This window comes from Xanthobacter sp. 126, assembly GCF_000526175.1.
Taxonomy (GTDB): Bacteria; Pseudomonadota; Alphaproteobacteria; order Rhizobiales; family Xanthobacteraceae; genus Xanthobacter; species Xanthobacter aminoxidans.
Genome location: NZ_JAFO01000001.1, coordinates 2,956,852 through 2,976,597, shown reverse-complemented (window position 1 = coordinate 2,976,597; position 19,746 = coordinate 2,956,852). Strand labels below are relative to the sequence as shown.

The following is a 19,746-nucleotide window of genomic DNA, read 5'->3' as shown; positions in this document are numbered from 1 at the left end:
AGTCGCAGGGCCGAGGCAGCCCCAGGCGCCCGATCCCGCGGCATTCGCCATCCCGTTTAATCGTCCCAATCTGAAGGAGCACGCCACATGGCTGCCAAGGACGTGAAATTCTCCGTAGACGCGCGCGACAAGGTTCTGCGCGGCGTCGACATCCTCGCCAACGCCGTGAAGGTCACGCTCGGCCCCAAGGGCCGCAACGTGGTGATCGAGAAGAGCTTCGGCGCCCCCCGCATCACCAAGGACGGTGTGTCGGTGGCCAAGGAGATCGAGCTCGAGGACAAGTTCGAGAATCTCGGCGCCCAGCTCGTGCGTGAGGTCGCCTCCAAGACCAACGACCTCGCCGGCGACGGCACCACCACCGCCACCGTGCTGGCCCAGGCCATCGTGAAGGAAGGCGCCAAGGCGGTTGCCGCCGGCATGAACCCGATGGACCTGAAGCGCGGCATCGACGTCGCGGTGGACGCCATCGTCAAGGATCTTGCCGCCAACTCGCGCAAGGTGACGTCCAACGACGAGATTGCCCAGGTCGGCACCATCTCCGCCAATGGCGACGCCGAGGTCGGCAAGTTCCTCGCCGAGGCGATGAAGAAGGTCGGCAACGAGGGTGTCATCACCGTCGAGGAAGCCAAGACCGCCGAGACCGAGCTGGATGTCGTGGAAGGCATGCAGTTCGACCGCGGCTATCTCTCTCCGTACTTCATCACCAATGCGGAGAAGATGCGCGTCGAGTTCGAGGAGCCCTACATCCTCATCAACGAGAAGAAGCTCGCCGGCCTGCAGGAGCTGCTGCCCGTGCTCGAGGCGGTGGTGCAGTCGGCCCGTCCGCTGCTGATCATCGCCGAGGACGTGGAAGGCGAGGCGCTGGCCACCCTCGTGGTCAACAAGCTGCGCGGCGGCCTCAAGGTCGCGGCCGTGAAGGCGCCCGGCTTCGGTGATCGCCGCAAGGCCATGCTGCAGGATATCGCCATCCTCACCGGCGGCACCGTGATCTCCGAGGAAGTCGGCATCAAGCTCGACAGCGTGAACCTCTCCATGCTCGGCCGCGCCAAGAAGGTGGTGATCGAGAAGGAGAACACCACGATCGTCGACGGTGCCGGTGAGAAGGCCGACATCGAGGCGCGCATCGCCCAGATCCGCGCCCAGATCGAGACCACCACCTCCGACTATGACCGCGAGAAGGCCCAGGAGCGCCTCGCCAAGCTCGCCGGCGGCGTCGCCGTGGTGCGCGTGGGCGGCTCGACCGAGGTCGAGGTCAAGGAGAAGAAGGACCGCGTTGACGACGCCCTGCACGCCACCCGCGCTGCGGTGGAAGAAGGCATCGTCCCCGGTGGCGGCGTGGCCCTGCTGCGCTCCATCAAGGTGCTGGACGGCCTGAAGGTCGACAACCCCGACCAGAAGACCGGCATCGAGATCGTCCGCCGCGCCATCCAGGCCCCGGCCCGCCAGATCGTGCAGAATGCCGGCGACGACGGCTCCGTCGTGGTGGGCAAGATCCTCGAGTCCGACGACTACACCTTCGGCTACAACGCCCAGACCGGCGAATATGTGGACATGGTGAAGTCGGGCATCATCGACCCCACCAAGGTCGTGCGCACCGCCCTGCAGGACGCGGCTTCCATCGCCGGCCTGCTGATCACCACCGAGGCCCTCATCGCCGAACTGCCGAAGAAGTCCGGCCCGGCCGCCCCGGCCATGCCGGGCGGCGGCATGGACTTCTGAGGTCGAGGAAGCCTCTGGCGCCGTCCGGCCCTTTGCGCGAAGGGAGCAAACCGGCAAGCCGGTTTGCTCGGGCGGCGGCATGGACTTCTGAGGTAAAGCAAGCCTCTGACGCTGCCCGGCATTTGCGGGTGGCGAGCGAACGGAACGGCCGGGCATTTGCCCGGCCGTTTTCGTTTGCGTCCGGCCTGTTATTTGACGTTGGGGCAGGTGGCGTCCGGTACTGGAGTTTCCCCTGCGCCAGATTGAAATAACTCTATATCACAGGGCTTTGCCGACAATGTTGGGGGGCACGGGTTAGCTTCTGCAGCGAATGGGAGTATAAGGTCGCGAGCCAGCTATTCCCGGCGGAGGGATCGCCAGCCTGTCCGTTTTGATTATTGGTGATGCGCGATGCCTGTTCGCTTGATCTCGCGCACGTCTGCCGGGCGTGCTGTTTTCCGTGCTTCTTCGCTGGCGCCCAGGGGTGCGGCTGTGCTTTCACTGGGCCTGTTGCTGGCCGTGACCTCAGGGCCTGCCGCCGTTCTGGCGCAGCCGGCTCCTCCCGCCGAGACGCACCAGCACGCGGCGCCTGCTGCCGCGGTGGCGCCCACCCCGGCTGCGATTCCTTCCACGGCCGCGCCCTCGACGACCGCGCCTTCCGAGGCGCCCCCTTCCGCCGCCGCTCCTTCCGCCGCCGCTCCAGCCGAGTTTGCGCCCGCTCCGTGGGCACCCAAGCCGGTTGAGTCTGCCCCCTCCGTGCCGGCGCCCGAGAGCGTCGCCGACGCACGTCTGCCCCATGACCTGTCCCCCTGGGGCATGTTCATGGCCGCTGACATGGTGGTGAAGGCGGTGATGCTGGGCCTCGCCTTCGCCTCCGTCCTCACCTGGAGCGTGTGGTTCGCGAAATCCATCGAACTGCTGTTCGCCCGCCGCGCGGTCTCCCGCACGCTGAAGGCGCTCCGCGGTGCCGTCACCCTGTCCGATGCTGCGGCCGAGATGCCCAAGGCCAATAGCCCGGCCACCGCCACCGTGCGTGCCGCGCTCGCCGAGTGGCACGCATCCGCCGGCCTGCCTGTGGACGGTATCAAGGAGCGCGTCGCAATCGCCCTCTCGCGCATCGAGGCCAAGGCCGGCCGGCGCATGACCGCCGGCACCGGCGTGCTCGCCACCATCGGCGCCACGGCGCCCTTCGTGGGCTTGTTCGGCACCGTGTGGGGCATCATGAATTCGTTCATCGGCATCTCGAAGGCGCAGACCACCAATCTCGCGGTGGTCGCGCCCGGCATCGCTGAAGCGCTGCTCGCCACCGCCATCGGCCTCGTCGCGGCCATCCCGGCGGTGGTGATCTACAATGTGTTCGCCCGCGCCATCGCTGCCTACAAGGCGAACCTTGCCGACACGTCCGCCGAGGTGATGCGCCATCTCTCCCGCGACCTCGACCGCGCCGCGGCCGAGGTGGAGGCCCCGCGCCTGCGCACCGCCGCGGAGTGAGCACCCATGGCCGCCAAGCTCGATCATGGCGGGGACGACCTCGCCGAAAACCACGAGATCAATGTCACGCCGTTCATCGACGTGATGCTGGTGCTGCTCATCATCTTCATGGTGGCGGCGCCCCTTGCCACGGTGGACGTGAAGGTGGACCTGCCCGCCTCCAACGCTCAGCCGCAGCCGCGCCCGGACAAGCCGCTGTTCCTTTCCGTCAAGAAGGACCTCACGCTGGCGCTGGGCGATGATCCCGTCTCCCGCACCGGCCTTGGCGCCATGCTGGACGGGCGCACCAACACTGACCGCCAGCAGCGCGTGTTCGTGCGCGCCGACAAGACGGTGCCCTATGGCGACGTGATGGAGGTGATGAACCTCCTGCGCACCGCCGGCTATCTCAAGGTCGCCCTCGTCGGCCTGGAAGGCGGCGAACCCGCGCCGGCGACGCAGCCCCCGTCCGCTGCCACCCCGCCTTCTGCCACCCCGCCCGCATCTGCCGGAGCCCCCGGAGCGGCCCGGTGAGCGCGGTTCACCACCACCACCACCACCACTGGCACGACTTCGACCGCTACCACCTGCGCAACACGATCCTGCGGCTCTCCGCGGGTGTGCTGGTGGTGGTCGCGCTCCATGCCGCCGCCGTCTATGTGGCGCTGAACTGGAACAAGGATGCGCCGGGCGAGCAGTCGCCGCCCGCCGCCATCATGATCGAGCTGGCGCCCATGGCGGTCAGCCAGCCGTCCCAGGAAGAAGTGGCGCCCGGCCCGCAGATGATCCAGGCGCCGGAACCCGTGCCCGACGCCAAGGAGGAGCCGGAGGAGGCTGAGCCGCCGCCGCCCGAGCCGCAGGTGACCGAGACGGTCGAGAAGATGCCGGAGACCCCGCCCGCACCGGCGGAGGCCGAGGTGGTGCTGCCCAAGCCCGAACCCAAGAAGGTGGAGGAGGAGAAGCCCCGGCCCAAGGAGGTGGAGAAGCCGAAGAAGGAGGCAAAGCCCACCCGTCGGCGGACCGCTCCCACCACCACCGCCGCGCCGCGCTCGGAGGCGCCCACCGCCCAGACCACCGCCGCCCCCTCGCCGGGGGCCGCAGCCGCCCGCTCGGCCGCGCTGGCGGACTGGAAATCGCGCGCCTTCGCCCATCTCAACCGCTTCAAACGCCCGCAGGGCTCGAACGTGGGGCGGCCGGGGATCAGCATCTCGATTTCCGGCTCTGGCGCGGTGACCGGCGTGTCGCTGGCGAGCTCCTCCGGCAATTCGGTGCTGGACCAAGAGGCGGTGGCCATGGCCCGGCGCGCCTCTCCCTTTCCGGCACCGCCCGACGGCAAGGGCATGAGCTTCGGTGTGGCGATCAACTTCCGCAACTGAAGGAGACAACGGGCGCTCCATCATGGCCGGGACAAGACCGGCCATGATGGAGGGGAGGGGACGAGGGGGGCGACCGCCAGTTGGCCTTCCTTCATGACCGTTCGCCCCGCTTTCGCCTGCCGCCGGCACCCCCCAGCCCGGCCCTTCCAGCGGCCCCGAGCCCACACGCCGCACCAGCCGGCTTTGGACTTCACCTTCGCCCTGTGATAAGCGCAGGGTCCGCTCCGGCCGGGCGCCTGCCGCCCTTGTCCGGAGCCTCCACGCCATCACCGGAGACCTGCCCATGGCCTCGCAGGACGCGAACCGCTCCTCCGTCACGGAGGAAATGAACCGCTTCTTCACCGCCTCTCTCGCCGAGACCGATCCCGAGATCGCTGGCGCGGTGCAAGCGGAGCTGGGTCGCCAGCGGGACGAGATCGAGCTGATCGCCTCCGAGAACATCGTCTCGCGCGCCGTGCTCGAAGCGCAGGGCTCCGTGCTCACCAACAAGTATGCCGAGGGCTATCCGGGCAAGCGCTACTACGGCGGCTGCCAGTTCGTGGACGTGGCCGAAAATCTCGCCATCGAGCGCGCCAAGAAGCTGTTCGGTTGCGCCTTCGCCAACGTGCAGCCCAATTCCGGCAGCCAGGCGAACCAGGGCGTGTTCTTCGCTCTGCTCCAGCCGGGCGACACCTTCCTCGGCCTCAACCTCGCGGCCGGCGGGCACCTGACCCACGGCTCGCCGGTGAACATGTCCGGCAAGTGGTTCAAGCCGGTGCCCTACACCGTGCGCGAGGACGACCAGCGCATCGACTACGAGGCGGTGGCGCAGCTCGCCGACCAGCACAAGCCGAAGCTCATCGTGGCCGGCGGCTCCGCCTATCCGCGCGTCATCGACTTCGCGAAAATGCGCGCCATCGCCGATTCCGTCGGCGCGCTGCTGATGGTGGACATGGCGCATTTTGCTGGGTTGGTCGCCGGTGGCGCCCATCCGAGCCCGTTCCCGCACGCCCATGTGGTGACCACCACCACCCACAAGACCCTGCGCGGTCCGCGCGGCGGCATGATCCTCACCAATGATGAGGACATCGCCAAGAAGATCAATTCGGCCATCTTCCCCGGCATCCAGGGCGGCCCGCTGATGCATGTCATCGCCGCCAAGGCGGTGGCCTTCGGCGAGGCGCTGCGGCCCGAGTTCAAGCTCTATGCGAAGAACGTGGTGGAGAACGCCAAGGCGCTCGCCGAGACCCTGAAGGGCCACGGCTTCGCCATCGTCTCCGGCGGCACCGATACCCACCTGATGCTGGTGGACCTGCGCCCCAAGCACCTCACCGGCAAGGTCTCCGAGGCTGCCCTCGGCCGCGCCCACATCACCTGCAACAAGAACGGCATCCCGTTCGACCCCGAGAAGCCGTTCGTGACCTCCGGCGTGCGCCTCGGCACCCCGGCAGGCACCTCTCGCGGCTTCGGGGTGGCGGAGTTCCAGCAGGTGGGCAACCTCATCGCCGAGGTGCTCGACGTGCTCTCCCAGAAGGGCTCGGACGAGGACAGCCTCGTCGAGGCAGCCGTGCGCGAGAAGGTCTCGACGCTGCTCGCCCGCTTCCCCATCTATCCCTGAGGATCGAAGACCGGGAAGGCGTGAAGGATGCGGTGCCCCTATTGCGGCGGCCTTGAGACGCAGGTGCGCGATTCCCGGCCGACGGAGGACAACACCGCCATCCGGCGCCGCCGCATCTGTCCCGATTGCGGCGGCCGCTTCACCACGTTCGAGCGGGTGCAACTGCGCGAGCTGATGGTGCTCAAGCGCTCCGGCCGGCGCGTGCCGTTCGAGCGGGAGAAGCTGGAGAAGTCCGTCAGCGTCGCCCTGCGCAAGCGCCCGGTGGACAATGAGCGCGTAGAGCGGATGCTCAACGGCATCGTGCGCCAGCTGGAAAGCGTCGGCGAGGGCGACATCACCTCCGAGACCATCGGCGAGATGGTCATGGAGGGGCTGAAACAGATCGACGACGTGGCCTACGTTCGCTTCGCCTCGGTCTATCGCAACTTCCGCGAGGCGAAGGATTTCGAGAACGCCCTCGCCGAACTCTCCCACGAGGGTGAACCTCGCGCCGACGATCCCGAGCCGGTGGTCGAAAAGGCGCGCGCCCGGCCCACGACCCCGCGGAGCGGGGAATGAGCGGCCGTCCGGTGCCATCTGCGCCCGTCCTTTCGCCGCGCGAGGACGAGCTGTTCATGGCCGAGGCGCTGAAGGTCGGCCAGACCGGCCTCGGCCGCACCTGGCCCAATCCCTCGGTCGGTGCCGTGGTGGTGCAGCATGTGGACGGCGTGCCGCGCGTCGTCTCCAGCGCCGCCACCGCCGCCACCGGCCGCCCCCATGCCGAGCCGCAGGCGCTCGCCGCCGCCGGTGAGCTGGCACGCGGCTCGACGCTCTATGTCACGCTGGAGCCCTGCTCCCACCACGGCCGCACGCCGCCCTGCGCCGATGCCGTCATCAATGCCGGTGTCGCCCGCGTGGTCGCCGCCATCGAGGACCCCGACCACCGGGTGAAGGGCAGGGGCGTCGCCCGCCTGCGCGCCGCCGGCATCTGGGTCACGGTGGGCGTCGGGGCCGAGCAGGCCCTGTTCGACCATGCCGGCCACATCCGCCGCGTCACCGAGGGCCGGCCGCATGTGCTGGTGAAGATGGCGGTCTCCGCCGATGGCAAGGCCGCCCATGCCGGACCGAATCCGGCCGTTGTCACCGGCGCCGAGGCACGGGCGCGGGCGCATCTCATGCGCGCCCATACGGATGCCATTCTTGTCGGCCTCGGCACCGTGCTCGCCGACGATCCCATGCTGACCTGCCGGCTGGAGGGCTATGAAAACCGCTCGCCGGTGCGCCTTGTGCTGGATGCCGAGCTGGACATTCCGCTCACCGCGGCGTTGGTGCGCACCGCCTGCGATGTGCCCTTGTGGGTGATCGCCGCCGAGGACGCCCCCGCCCACCGCGCGGCGGCCCTCAACGAGCGCGGCGTCGAGGTGCTGCGCGCGCCCCGCGGGGCGGATGGGCACGTCAATATTCCCGCCGTGGTCAAGCTGCTGGGCCTGCTCGGCCTCACCCGCCTGATGGTTGAAGGGGGGCCGACCACCGCCGCCCGCTTCCTGGACGCGGGGGTGGTGGACGAGGTGGCGGTGTTCCGCAGCCCCGTCATTCTGGGGCCGGACGCTTACCCCGCTTTGGCCGGCCGTCCGCTCATCCGGCTGACCCAGCCGGTGGGATTTGCCGAGGTGGAGCGCACGGAACTCGGCGCTGACCACCTCGTCCGCTTGTGGAGACGCTGAGATGTTCACCGGCATCGTGACCGACATGGGCGACCTCGTGAAGGTGGAGACGAAGGGGGAGGTGAAGACCCTCACCGTCGCCACCGACTTCGACGCCGCCGGCATCGACATCGGCGCCTCCATCGCCCATGCGGGCGTGTGCCTGACCGTCACCTCGGTGATGGCCGGTGGCCCGCGTGCCACGCTCTTCACCGTGGATGCCGCGCCCGAGACGCTGGCCATCACCACGGTCGCGGGCTGGGACGAGGGCCAGCGCATCAATCTCGAGCGCTCGCTCAAGATGGGCGACGAGCTGGGCGGGCACATGGTGTCCGGCCATGTGGACTGCACGGCGAAGGTGGTCTCGCGGGAGGATTTGGGCACCACCACGCGCTTCGTGTTCGAGGTGCCGGAGAGGCTGGCGCGCTTCGTCGCGGCCAAGGGCTCCGTGGCGCTCGACGGCACCTCGCTGACGGTCAACGAGGTCAACGGCAACACCTTCTCCTGCCTGCTCATTCCCCATACGCTGGCGGTCACCACCTGGGGCGGCGTGAAGGCGGGGGACACGGTGAATTTCGAGGCGGACCTGATGGCCCGCTACGCCGCCCGGCTTGCGGAGTTCCCCCGGGCCGGGTAGGGCTCACGCCCAATTCCGGCGCCGTGCGCCGTTCAAGTTTCGGAGAATGCCCATGGTCACGACGCGCAGGGAAACCGCCGTCGAAGCCGATGCCGCGCTTGAAGGCGCCCGCGTCGTCATCGTCGAAGGCCGCTATTACGAGGCGCTGGCCGACGAACTCCTCGCCGGTGCCCGCGCCGCGCTGGAGGCTGCCGGCGTCACGGTGGCGGTCATCACCGTGCCCGGCGCGCTGGAGATTCCCGTCGCCGCCGAGATCGCCCTCGCCGCATACGAAGAGGGCGGCGAGCCGGTGGACGCGGTGGTGGGCCTCGGCGTGGTCATCCGCGGCGAGACCTTCCATTTCGACATCGTGGCCGGCGAATCCGCGCGCGGACTGATGGAATTGGGCATGGCCCACGCTCTGCCGGTGGGCAACGGCATCCTCACCGTGGACACCGAGGCGCAGGCCTGGGAGCGCGCCCGCGTCTCCGAAGGCAACAAGGGCGGCGGCGCCGCCGAGGCCGCGCTCAGCCTGTTGCGGCTGAAACGCCGGCTGGAAGCGTGACCGTCATGAGCGACCAAGCCAAAAGCCAGTCCAGCAGCCAGGCCGAGAAGACCGCGCCGCAGAAGCCCATGAAGAAGAGCGCGGCCCGCCTCGGCGCGGTGCAGGCGCTCTACCAGATGGACCTCGCCGCGACGCCCCTCAACGACGTGCTCGCCGAGTTCGAGAGCCACTGGCTCGGGCAGGAAGTGGAAGGCATCGAATTCCCCGAAGCCGACCGCCGGCTGTTCCGCTCGGTGGTGGAAGGCGTTTTGAACGCCCAGCGCCAGATCGATCCGCTGGTGGACGGCACCCTCTCCAAGGGCTGGCCGCTGAAGCGGGTGGAAGCGGTGCTGCGTGCCGTGCTCCGCGCCGGTGCCTTTGAGCTGATGGCCAAGGACCCGCCCGCCCGCGTCGTCATCACCGAATATGTGAATGTCGCCGGCGCTTTCCTCGACCGCGACGAGACCGGCATGGTGAATGCCGTGCTCGATGCGCTGGCGCACGAGCTGCGGCCCGACGAATTCCGGGGTTCCTGAGATGGAGGGCGGCGGCTCGGGCGAGGATCGCTTCATCGCCCGCTACTTCCGCCCCATCGCCGGGTCGCAGGGCGCGCTCGGCCTTCTGGACGACGCCGCGCTGCTGTCGCCGCCCGAAGGCTGCGACCTTGTGCTGACCAAGGATGCGGTGGTCGCCGGGGTGCATTTCTTCCCCGACGATCCACCCGCCGCCATCGCCCGCAAGGCGTTGCGGGTGAACCTCTCCGACCTCGCCGCCAAAGGCGCCGCGCCGATCGGCGCCCTGATGGCCATCGCCCTGCCCAAGGGCACGCCCGATGCATGGATGGAGGCCTTCGCCACGGGCCTCGGGGCCGATGCGGAGGCCTTCTCCTGCCCCATCCTCGGCGGCGATACGGTCTCCACCCCTGGCCCGGTGACGATCACCATCACGGCGCTGGGCGCGGTGCCCAAGGGTGAGTTCGTGCCGCGCACCGGGGCGCAGGCGGGCATGGCCATCTTTGTGTCCGGCACCATCGGCGATGCCGCCCTCGGCCTCAGGCTGCGACAGGACGGCGACGCCCCGGCCTTCGCGGGCCTGTCTGGCGAGCAGCGCGCGCATCTGCTGGACCGCTATCTGAACCCACAGCCGCGCCTCGCGCTCGCCCGGGTGCTGCGCCGGCACGCTGCGGCGGCGATGGATGTGTCCGACGGGCTCGCCGGCGACCTCGCCAAGATGCTGGCCGCCTCCGGCTGCGGCGGGAAGGTGGAGGCGCGGCGCGTCCCCCTCTCGGCTGCGGCTGCGGCGGTGGTAAAGGCCGATCCGGGCCTGCTCGCCGTGGCCCTGTCAGGCGGCGACGATTACGAGATCCTCGCCTGCGTGCCCCATGCGGCTGTGCCCCAATTCACCCTCGATGCGGCGCAGGCCGGCGTGCCCGTAGCGCTGATCGGCGAGACGCGGGAAGGCTCCGGCCTCGACGTGACGGATGCGGGCGGCCACCCGCTCGACCTCGGCAGCGGCAGCTACAGCCACTTCTGACGGCTCCGCTCAGCCGAGCGCCACCAGCACGGCTCCTCCCGCGATGAGCGCGACGCCCAGCGCTGCCACCGCCGACAGCTTTTCGCCCAGGAAGATCACCCCGAACACGGCCACCAGCACGACGCTGAGCTTGTCCACCGGCGCCACGCGGGCAGCATCGCCCATCTTCAGCGCGCGGAAGTAGCAGAGCCACGAGGCCCCCGTGGCAAGCCCGGACAGCAGAAGGAACGTCCAGGTGCGTCCCGACACGCTCGCGACTGGCTGCCATGCGCCGCGCGCGAGGGCGATGGCCGTCACCAGTGCGAGGATGACGACCGTTCGAATGAGCGTCGCGAAGTCGGAATCCACGCCCGCCACGCCCACCTTGGCGAAGATGGCCGTGAGCGCGGCGAAGGCGGCCGAGAGGACGGCCCAGAACACCCAGTTGGCGAGAAGCGCCCGCGTCATACCGGCTCCGATTGGATTTCCCGCGAGAATAGCGCCCCGGTGGCCGGAGGATAGCGGGCACGGATGCCGCACACCCTTTCCCGGGCGGCAATCGGGGCTACCTTAAGGGAGAACGAATCCCCGCTCAGTGAACGGCGCTCCGAGCCTCATGTCCGATCCCGGCTTCATCCACCTGCACGTCCATTCCTCCTATTCGCTGCTGGAGGGCGCGCTCTCCGTCGGCAAGCTGGCGGATCTGGCGAAGGCGGACTATCAGCCGGCCATCGCGCTGACCGACACTGGCAATCTCTTCGGCGCGCTTGAGTTCTCCGAGAAGATGTCGGGTTCGGGCATCCAGCCCATTCCCGGCGTGTCGCTGGCGCTCGATCTGCCGGATGCGGCCGGGCCGCGCGGCGGCCTGCGGCCGAAGAAGCCCCGCGTGGTGCTGCTGGCCAAGGATGACGCGGGCTGGCGCAACCTCATGCGCCTCGTCTCCCGCTCATTCCTCGAAACCGCGAGCGAGGACGAGCCGCGCATCCTGCCCGAATGGCTGGCCGAGGCGAACACCGGCCTCATCTGCCTCACGGGCGGCCCATCCGGCCCGCTGGACCGCGCCATCGTCGGCGGCCATCCGGAGATGGCGGCCGACCGGCTGGACCTGCTCGCCTCCCTCTTCGGCGACCGGCTCTATGTGGAGGTGCAGCGCCACGGTGCCGATCCCGAGCGGCTGGCCGAGCCGGCGCTGCTTGAGCTCGCCTATGCCAAGGGCGTTCCGCTGGTGGCGGCCAATGAACCCTTCTTCGCGGCAAAATCCGACTTCGAGGCCCATGACGGCCTCCTCGCCATCGCCGAGGGGCGTCTGCTCTCGGAAGGCGACCGGCGGCGGCTGACGGCGGAGCACCGCTTCAAGACCCGCGCCGAGATGCTGGAATTGTTCGCGGACCTGCCCGAGGCGACCGCGAACACGGTGGAGATCGCCAAGCGCTGCGCCTATCGCGTGCGCACGGTGAAGCCCATCCTGCCGCGCTTCACCACGGCGGATGAGAAGGCCGAGGGCTCCGACCCGCTGGAGGCGGAGGCCGCAGAATTGAAGCGGCAGGCGGAGGAGGGGCTCGCGGCCCGCCTCGCCAAGCACGGGCCGGCGCCGGGACTGGACGAGGCCGCCTATCACGAGCGCCTCGCCTACGAGGTCTCGGTTATCACCAAGATGAAGTTCCCCGGCTACTTCCTCATCGTGTCGGACTTCATCAAGTGGGCCAAGGCGCACGACATTCCGGTGGGGCCGGGGCGTGGCTCGGGCGCCGGCTCGCTGGTGGCCTATTCCCTCCAGATCACGGACCTTGATCCGCTCCGGTTCGGCCTCCTGTTCGAGCGCTTCCTGAACCCGGACCGCGTGTCCATGCCCGACTTCGACGTGGACTTCTGCCAGGAGCGCCGCGACGAGGTGATCCGCTATGTGCAGGAGCGCTATGGCCGGGCGCAGGTGGCGCAGATCATCACCTTCGGTACGCTCCAGGCGCGCGGCGTGCTGCGCGACGTGGGGCGCGTGCTGGAGATGCCCTATGGGCAGGTGGACAAGCTGTGCAAGCTCGTCCCGCAGAACCCGGCCAATCCCGTCACCCTGAAGCAGGCCATCGAGGACGAGCCGCGCCTTCAGGCGGCGCGCGACCAGGAAGAGGTGGTCAAGCGCGCCTTCGACATCGCGGTGAAGCTGGAGGGGCTGAACCGCCACGCCTCCACCCACGCCGCCGGCATCGTGATCGGCGATCGCCAGCTCCACGAGCTGGTGCCGCTCTATCGCGATCCCAGGTCCGACATGCCGGTCACCCAGTACAACATGAAATGGGTGGAGCAGGCCGGCCTCGTGAAGTTTGACTTCCTCGGCCTCAAGACGCTCACCACCATCGAGAAGGCGGTGAAGCTGGTGCACCAGCGGGGTATCGAGCTCGATATCTCCAAGATCCCGCTCGACGATCCCAAGACCTACCACATGCTCGGCAAGGGCGAGACGGTGGGCGTGTTCCAGGTGGAAAGCGCGGGCATGCGCCGCGCGCTGGTGGACATGAAGGCCGACCGCATCGAGGACATCGTCGCCCTCGTCGCGCTCTACCGGCCGGGGCCCATGGCCAACATCCCGGTCTATTGCGACTGCAAGCACGGCCGGGCGACGCCGGACTACCTCCACCCCATGCTGGAGCCGTACCTGAAGGAGACGTTCGGCGTCATCATCTATCAGGAACAGGTGATGCAGATCGCCCAGGCCATGGCGGGCTATTCGCTGGGCGAAGCCGACCTGCTGCGCCGCGCCATGGGCAAGAAGATCCGCGCCGAGATGGAGAAGCAGCGCGAGCGCTTTGTCTCCGGCGCCGCCGGGCGGGGCATCGAGAAGGCGCAGGCCGACACCATCTTCGACCTCTTGGCGAAGTTCGCCGACTACGGCTTCAACAAGTCCCACGCGGCGGCCTATGCGCTCGTGGCCTACCAGACGGCATGGCTGAAGGCGAACTACCCCACCGAGTTCCTCGCCGCCTCCATGACGCTCGATAAAGGCAACACCGACAAGCTCGCGGAATTCCGGCAGGAGGCGCAGCGCCTCGGCATCGAGGTGGTGCCGCCGAACATCAACCTGTCCGCCCGCGAGTTCGGCGTGAAGGACGGCAAGATCATCTACGCCATGGCCGCCATCAAGGGCGTGGGCGAGGCGGCGGTGGACGCGCTGGTGGCGACGCGGGGCGACCGGCCGTTCCGCTCGTTCGGCGACTTCGCGGCGCGCCTGCCGGTGAAGCTCGTCAACAAGCGCACGCTGGAAAGCCTGATGGCCGCCGGCTGCTTCGATGTGCTGGAGAAGAACCGCGCCCGCGCCTTCGCCGCCATCGAGCCCATCGTGGCCGAGGCGCAACGGGTGGAGGCCAACGCCCAGTCCGGCCAGAACGACATGTTCGGCTCCGGCCCCGCCGCGGCAGCCTCCCTTCCCATTCCCGAGGCGTCGCCCTGGCTGCCCTCGGAGCGGCTGCAACGGGAATATGATTCCATCGGCTTCTTCCTCACCGGCCATCCGCTGGACGACTATGCCGAGGCGCTGAAGAAGATGCGGGTGCAGTCCTTTGCCGACTTCTCCCGCGCCGTGCGCTCCGGCGCGGCGGCCGGGCGGCTGGCGGCGACGGTGGTTTCCAAGCAGGAGCGGCGCACCAAGTCCGGCACGCGCATGGGCATCGTCGGGCTCTCGGACCCCTCGGGGCACTACGAGGCGGTGATCTTCTCCGAGGGACTCGCGCACTACCGCGACCTGCTGGAGCCCGGCACCCCGCTGCTCATGATGGTCGCCGCCGAGATGAACGGCGAGGATGTGCGCGTGCGCATCAATTCCTGCGAGAAGCTCGATCCCGTCACGGCGAAGCACCAGAAGGGCCTGCGCATCTTCCTGCGATCGCCCGAGCCCATCGAGGGCATCGCGCGCCGCCTGTCGGATGGAAAGACGGGGGGCAGCGGGGCCGGCGAGGTGAGCCTGATCCTGCTGGTCGACGACGCCCATGCCGAGGTGGAGGTAAGCTTGCCCGGCAAATATTCCGTGTCGCCGCAGATTGCCGGGGCCATCAAGGCCATTCCCGGTGTCGTGGCGGTTGAAGCCGCGTGACGGTGCGTCTATCAGACCTTCCGTAATCGGCGGGAGCGGGCGGCCCTGTCGTTCAAGGAGCCTTCCGTGACGACATACAAGCGCGCCGTTCTGGTGCTGGGCATGCACCGCAGCGGCACATCGGCGCTCACCCGCATCATCAACCTGATGGGCTTTTCGGCCCCGAAGACCCTCATGGCCGCCACAGAAGCCAATGAGGCTGGCTTCTGGGAGAGCGAGGTCTTCATGGACCTTGACGAACGCATCCTGAAGGCCTGCGGCCACAAATGGTCCTCCCGCAAGGTGATGGGCGGGGATGTGATGGCGGCGGGCCGCAGCTCGGGCCTTCTCGATGAGGTGCGCCGCGCGCTCGCCGACGAATACGGCGATGCGCCCGACATCGTTCTCAAGGACCCCCGCATTTCCCGCCTCATGGCCATCTATGACCCGGTGCTGAAGAAGGCGGGCTACCGCATCGTGCCGTTTCTCGCCCTGCGCAACCCGGTGGAGGTGGCCGCCTCCCTCACCAAGCGCGACGGCTTCGACCTCGGCAAGGGGCTCGGCATCTGGCTGCGCTACACGCTCGATTCCGAGATCGCGACGCGCGGCATGCCCCGCACCGTCATCTCGTTCGACGGTCTGATGGCCGACTGGCGCGGCACCATGGACCGCGCCGGGCGCCAGCTGGGCGAACAATGGCCTGAGCTTCCGCCGGAAAGCCTCGCCGAGATCGACGGCACGCTGAAGCCGAGCCTGCGCCACCACGCGCTGCCGCCGCCCTCCCGCACCACCTGGCGGGGCCTGCTCGCCGCGCAGACATTCGACGCCATGCAGCGGCTGATGGTCGATCCGCAGGATCGCGCGGCCTGCCGCCGCCTCGATCTGGTCCGGGCAGTGTTCCGGCCCCTTTGACTTTCCGGTGCGCGGACGGTGGCGTTTCGCGCTATGAAGCCGCAAACGCATCGAACATCCGCGAGCATCTGGGGGCACCATGGTTTCGGACCGGGACGTGGCACGGCGTGTCGCCATCGCGTGCATCGTCATCGCGCTCGCATGGCTGTCGTGGAAGATCTACGACGTCATCCTCCAGGTGTTCGCCGCGTGCCTCGTCTCCCTGGCGCTCCATGCGCTTGCCGAGCCCTTCGCCAAGTGGACGCGCTTTCCCGAACGGTATGCGGTGATCCCCGTGGGGATCCTCGTTTTCGGCGGGCTCGGGCTCGCGCTCTATCTGTTCGGCTCCACCATCCAGGTGCAGGTGACGCAGCTGGTGAATGAGCTGCCCTCGGCCTGGGCCGAATTCGAGCAGCGTTTCCATCTGGAAGGTCTCGGCGACGATCTCCTCAAGCGGGCGGAGGCGGCGGCGCCCTCCAGCGACACGCTTCTCTCGGTCGTGCAGGGCTTCACCTCCAACCTGTTCCAGGTGGTTCTGGGGGTGTTCCTGGTGGTGGTGGGCGGCATTTATTTCGCCGTCTCGCCGGACCTCTACCGCCGCATGTTCCTGTCGCTGTGGCGCCCCTCGGAGCGGCCGGCGGCGGCGCGGCGGCTTGCCATGGTGTCGGAGGATCTCAGGCACTTCCTCAAGGCGCAGCTCATCGCCATGGTGGTGGTGGGGGTGCTCACCTTCATCGGCCTCACGGTGGTGGGCGTGCCCTCTTCGCTGGCTTTGGCCCTCTTCGCCGGCCTCGCGGAATTCGTGCCGATGATCGGGCCGGTAATGGCGGCCGCTCCGGCGGTGCTGATCGCGCTGACCATGGGCGCGGACACCGGGCTGTGGACGCTGCTCGTCTTCGTCGGCGTCCAGCAGGCGGAGAGCAACATCATCACGCCGCTGCTGCAGCAGCGCATGGTGTCCCTGCCGCCGGCGGTGACGCTGTTCGCGGTGGTGGCCTTCGGTAGCATTTTCGGCGCGCTGGGCGTGGTGCTGGCCACGCCGCTGACCGTGGTCGCCTTCGCCGCCTTCAAGGCCCACAGTGAGCAGGTCGCAGAGGAGGACGCAGCGGCCTGAGGTCGCCGCCGTCTCCGCTCAGTTCGGCAGCACCAGCCGCCCCGCCGCCCGATCATAGCGCCACATGGCGCCGGCACAGATGCGCGTGCCGCCGAGATGGCGCTCGACCCCATTGTTGGCCGCGTGGTCGAAGGCCCCCTTGAGCGCCGCCGATCCGGCGGCCGTGAGGGAGACCTCGGCCGCAGCATAGGCCCGATAGCTGCGCTCCGCCGCGCCGTCCTCGCCGGGCGTGAAGCTCAGGCTCGGCGCCTCGCTGGAGCGGAAGGGCAGGCCGGTCACGAGCGGCTCATGGGCGAAGGCGAGGCCATCAAGGCGCAGGAAGAAGGGCAGGTCGGCCAGGAACTGCGCCTGATCCATGGAATGGACCGCCGCATAGAGATGCGCCACCTTCATCGGCCCGCCGGCCAGATGCCGCAAGATGCGCTCCTCGGTGAGCGACAGGCCGCTGCCCGGCGCCGGCAGCTCGCAGACGAGGCGGGAGAGGGCGGGCGACAGGTAGGGCAGCGCTTCGTGCGGGCGTTCGAGGAAGGTGGAAAGCGGGCGCGGCGTCGGCGCGGTGAACGCCTCCCACGCCTGTCGCGCGGTCTCCATCTGGACATGGGTGACGGGAGTGCGCTGCGCTTCAAGGGCGCGCAGGTCCTCAAGCTCCATCACCGCGAGGTAGTGGGAGGCCTGGACCAGGCTTACCCCCATGCGCTCGGGCTCATGGGCGAGGTAGTCGAGGATCTGGATCAGCTGGAGCTGGTCGTAGAGATCATGCTCGAACCACAGCTCCACTTCGCCATAGGCCGAATGCACCTCCATCTGCGCGTCGCGATGGGCGAAATCGGCCCGCACCTCGTCGAACGGCAGACCGAGGGCGGAGGAGAGGAAGTCGGCCCTGACGTCGGAGACGTCGTCGAGCAGGGTGGCGGCGGGCACCGGCCCATCATGCAGCATGTCCCGCCACGGGATGATATGGCCCTTGATCCCGGCCTCGCGCAGGCGCTCGGCCGCGCTGTCGCCGTTGGTCACGATGAGCTTCGGCATGCTGATGCCCTCGGGTTGTCGGCGCAGCGGTCTCGCCGCAGCCGTCTCGTTCATCCCCCCGTCGGCCGGCTCTCGCGACCGTCAGCCCCAGCTTCACCCGCGACCGCGATAGGGCGCAACCCCCGTGTCGGGAAGCCAGGCGCCGTCCGGCAGCTTACCCGTTTGCCAGAACACGTCGATGGGAATGCCGCCGCGCGGATACCAATAGCCGGCAATGCGCAGGAAGCGCGGCTCCAGCAGCGTTACCAGCCGCTTGCCGACCGCAACCGTGCAATCCTCGTGGAACGCGCCATGGTTGCGAAAGCTGCCCAGATAGAGCTTGAGCGACTTGGATTCCACGAGGTGCAAATTGGGCACGTAGTCGATGACAAGGTGCGCGAAATCCGGCTGGCCCGTCACCGGGCAGAGCGATGTGAACTCGGGGCAGGTGAAGCGCGCCACGTAATCGGCATCGGGGTGGGGATTGGGCACGCGGTCGAGCACCGCCTCCTCGGGGGACGGGGGCAGGGCACTCTGGGCGCCGAGCTGCAACGGGCGGTCGGTCATCACGCTTCCTTGGGAATGGATCGGCGGCATAGCTTTCGGGCCGGCAATGTTCAACCGCCGTCGGGCGGTTTTGCGACCGATCACCTCTTTGCGATCAAGCCCCTTCGCATCAGCGAAGGTTCGCGCTAGAAGCACGGCGCCTGGAGGGCGCCTCGCCTTCCACTCCCGGGGGCGGGCGAGGTTGAAGGGTGAGGGGGCCGTCACGGCCCCGCGGGCAGCCATCAGGCCGCCGCCGCTCGCCGCCACGGGACGCCCCCACGCGGGACACTAAGGAAGGGACCTTCATGACCGCCATCGTGGATATCATCGGCCGCGAGATTCTCGACAGCCGCGGCAATCCCACCGTCGAGGTGGACGTCGTGCTGGAAGACGGCTCCCTCGGCCGCGCTGCGGTTCCCTCGGGCGCCTCGACCGGCGCCCACGAGGCGGTGGAGCTGCGCGACGGCGACAAGAGCCGCTATCTCGGCAAGGGCGTGTCCAAGGCCGTGGACGCGGTGAACGGCGAGATATTCGACGCCGTCGGCGGCTACGAGGCCGAGGATCAGGCCCACATCGACGCCGTGCTGCTCGGGCTCGACGGCACCCCCAACAAGGCCCGCCTCGGCGCCAACGCCATCCTCGGCGTGTCGCTGGCGGTGGCCAAGGCCGCAGCGCAGGCGAGCGGCCTGTCGCTCTACCGCTACGTGGGCGGCGTGAACGCCCGCGTGCTGCCGGTGCCGATGATGAACATCGTCAATGGCGGCGCCCATGCGGACAACCCCATCGACTTCCAGGAATTCATGATCCTGCCCGCCGGCGCTTCCTCCTTCGCCGAGGGCCTGCGCTGGGGCGCGGAGATCTTCCACACGCTGAAGAGCGGCCTGAAGAGCGCCGGCCACAACACCAATGTGGGTGACGAGGGCGGCTTCGCCCCCAACCTCGCCTCCGCCGAGGCGGCGCTGGACTTCGTGATGGGCGCCATCGAGAAGGCCGGCTTCAAGCCCGGCGAGGACGTGTTCATCGGCCTCGATTGCGCCTCCACCGAGTTCTTCAAGGACGGCGCCTACCACTATGAGGGCGAGGGCAAGGTGCGCGACATCGAGGCCCAGGTGAAGTACCTGGCCCAACTCGTCGCCGGCTATCCCATCGTCACCATCGAGGACGGCATGGCCGAGGACGACTGGGCCGGCTGGAAGCTCCTCACCGACACCATCGGCTCCAGGTGCCAGCTGGTGGGCGACGACCTGTTCGTCACCAATGTCGAGCGCCTGTCGCGCGGCATCAAGGACGGCGTGGGCAACGCCATCCTCGTGAAGGTGAACCAGATCGGCTCCCTCACCGAGACGCTGGACGCGGTGGAAATGGCCCACAAGGCCGGCTATCGCGCCGTCATGTCCCACCGCTCGGGCGAGACCGAGGATTCCACCATCGCCGACCTCGCGGTGGCGACGAACTGCGGGCAGATCAAGACCGGCTCGCTGGCCCGCTCGGACCGCACCGCCAAGTACAACCAGCTGCTGCGCATCGAGCAGGAACTGGGCGACTCGGCCCGCTACGCCGGCAAGGCCGCGATCAAGTCGCTCGCCTGATCTCTCCGTGCCGCGCGCGTGCGCGGCAGTGACGGAAATAGGA

Annotated in this window: 18 protein-coding genes; 15 read left to right on the top strand and 3 right to left on the bottom strand. The window is 68.8% G+C overall.

Annotated elements, in window-relative coordinates; genetic code table 11:
- Positions 1–87 precede the first annotated feature (87 nt).
- The 11 genes from groL (at position 88) to thiL (ending at position 10,516) form a co-directional block, all read left to right on the top strand.
- Entirely contained in the window at positions 88–1,719 is a 1,632-nt protein-coding gene (gene groL / locus XAN126_RS0114185) for a chaperonin GroEL (RefSeq protein ID WP_024279253.1), read from the top strand.
- Between the two features lie 390 nt (positions 1,720–2,109).
- Positions 2,110–3,189 carry a tonB-system energizer ExbB gene (gene exbB / locus XAN126_RS0114180; RefSeq protein WP_029877185.1) on the top strand — a complete coding sequence of 360 codons (1,080 nt, stop codon included), beginning with the start codon at positions 2,110–2,112 and terminating at the stop codon, positions 3,187–3,189.
- A 6-nt stretch (positions 3,190–3,195) separates the two neighbouring features.
- Positions 3,196–3,702 (top strand): TonB system transport protein ExbD, encoded by a 507-nt coding sequence (gene exbD / locus XAN126_RS0114175; RefSeq protein WP_024279251.1) that lies wholly within the window; start codon positions 3,196–3,198, stop codon positions 3,700–3,702.
- Positions 3,699–4,544, top strand: coding sequence for an energy transducer TonB (locus XAN126_RS0114170; RefSeq protein WP_024279250.1), 846 nt, complete (start codon positions 3,699–3,701; stop codon positions 4,542–4,544). The genes exbD and XAN126_RS0114170 overlap by 4 nt, the downstream gene beginning before the upstream one ends.
- Before the next feature lie 283 nt (positions 4,545–4,827).
- A complete protein-coding gene (glyA, locus tag XAN126_RS0114165; protein ID WP_024279249.1) occupies positions 4,828–6,141 on the top strand; it encodes a serine hydroxymethyltransferase in 1,314 nt (437 codons plus the stop codon).
- Positions 6,142–6,168: 27 nt separating this feature from the next.
- Positions 6,169–6,699, top strand: coding sequence for a transcriptional regulator NrdR (nrdR, locus tag XAN126_RS0114160; RefSeq protein WP_024279248.1), 531 nt, complete (start codon positions 6,169–6,171; stop codon positions 6,697–6,699).
- Positions 6,696–7,844: a bifunctional diaminohydroxyphosphoribosylaminopyrimidine deaminase/5-amino-6-(5-phosphoribosylamino)uracil reductase RibD gene (gene ribD, locus XAN126_RS0114155; RefSeq protein ID WP_024279247.1), complete on the top strand. Its 1,149-nt coding sequence runs from the start codon at positions 6,696–6,698 to the stop codon at positions 7,842–7,844. Before nrdR ends, ribD begins: the two co-directional genes overlap by 4 nt.
- A gap of 1 nt (position 7,845) precedes the next feature.
- Positions 7,846–8,460 (top strand): riboflavin synthase, encoded by a 615-nt coding sequence (locus XAN126_RS0114150; RefSeq protein WP_024279246.1) that lies wholly within the window; start codon positions 7,846–7,848, stop codon positions 8,458–8,460.
- Between the two features lie 52 nt (positions 8,461–8,512).
- Complete coding sequence (ribH, locus tag XAN126_RS0114145; RefSeq protein WP_024279245.1) at positions 8,513–9,004, top strand: 6,7-dimethyl-8-ribityllumazine synthase; 492 nt, start codon at positions 8,513–8,515, stop codon at positions 9,002–9,004.
- A gap of 5 nt (positions 9,005–9,009) precedes the next feature.
- The gene (gene nusB / locus XAN126_RS0114140; protein WP_024279244.1) at positions 9,010–9,519 is read left to right on the top strand and encodes a transcription antitermination factor NusB; all 510 of its coding nucleotides are present in this window, start codon (positions 9,010–9,012) and stop codon (positions 9,517–9,519) included.
- Position 9,520: 1 nt separating this feature from the next.
- Positions 9,521–10,516: a thiamine-phosphate kinase gene (thiL, locus tag XAN126_RS0114135; protein WP_024279243.1), complete on the top strand. Its 996-nt coding sequence runs from the start codon at positions 9,521–9,523 to the stop codon at positions 10,514–10,516.
- A 9-nt stretch (positions 10,517–10,525) separates the two neighbouring features.
- Here thiL and XAN126_RS0114130 read toward each other — a convergent pair whose 3' ends face one another.
- A complete protein-coding gene (locus tag XAN126_RS0114130; protein WP_024279242.1) occupies positions 10,526–10,963 on the bottom strand; it encodes an EamA family transporter in 438 nt (145 codons plus the stop codon).
- Between the two features lie 148 nt (positions 10,964–11,111).
- Here XAN126_RS0114130 and dnaE point away from each other — a divergent pair, with 148 nt between their 5' ends.
- The 3 genes from dnaE to XAN126_RS0114115 all read left to right on the top strand — a co-directional run bounded on the left by dnaE (position 11,112) and on the right by XAN126_RS0114115 (position 16,560).
- On the top strand, positions 11,112–14,576 hold the full coding sequence (gene dnaE, locus XAN126_RS0114125; protein WP_024279241.1) for a DNA polymerase III subunit alpha: 3,465 nt from the start codon (positions 11,112–11,114) through the stop codon (positions 14,574–14,576).
- 66 nt (positions 14,577–14,642) lie between these two features.
- Complete coding sequence (locus tag XAN126_RS0114120) at positions 14,643–15,467, top strand: sulfotransferase family protein (protein ID WP_024279240.1); 825 nt, start codon at positions 14,643–14,645, stop codon at positions 15,465–15,467.
- A 79-nt stretch (positions 15,468–15,546) separates the two neighbouring features.
- Positions 15,547–16,560, top strand: coding sequence for an AI-2E family transporter (locus XAN126_RS0114115; protein WP_024279239.1), 1,014 nt, complete (start codon positions 15,547–15,549; stop codon positions 16,558–16,560).
- Between the two features lie 18 nt (positions 16,561–16,578).
- On the opposite strand, the gene XAN126_RS0114110 is transcribed toward XAN126_RS0114115, so the two are convergent.
- Positions 16,579–17,589, bottom strand: a complete 1,011-nt coding sequence (locus XAN126_RS0114110) for a DUF1835 domain-containing protein (RefSeq protein ID WP_051460605.1) — start codon at positions 17,587–17,589, stop codon at positions 16,579–16,581.
- A gap of 93 nt (positions 17,590–17,682) precedes the next feature.
- Positions 17,683–18,135, bottom strand: coding sequence for a preQ(1) synthase (queF, locus tag XAN126_RS0114105; RefSeq protein WP_024279237.1), 453 nt, complete (start codon positions 18,133–18,135; stop codon positions 17,683–17,685).
- Between the two features lie 284 nt (positions 18,136–18,419).
- On the opposite strand from queF, the gene eno reads away from it, so the two are divergent.
- A complete protein-coding gene (eno, locus tag XAN126_RS0114100) occupies positions 18,420–19,703 on the top strand; it encodes a phosphopyruvate hydratase (RefSeq protein WP_024279236.1) in 1,284 nt (427 codons plus the stop codon).
- Positions 19,704–19,746: the final 43 nt, after the last annotated feature.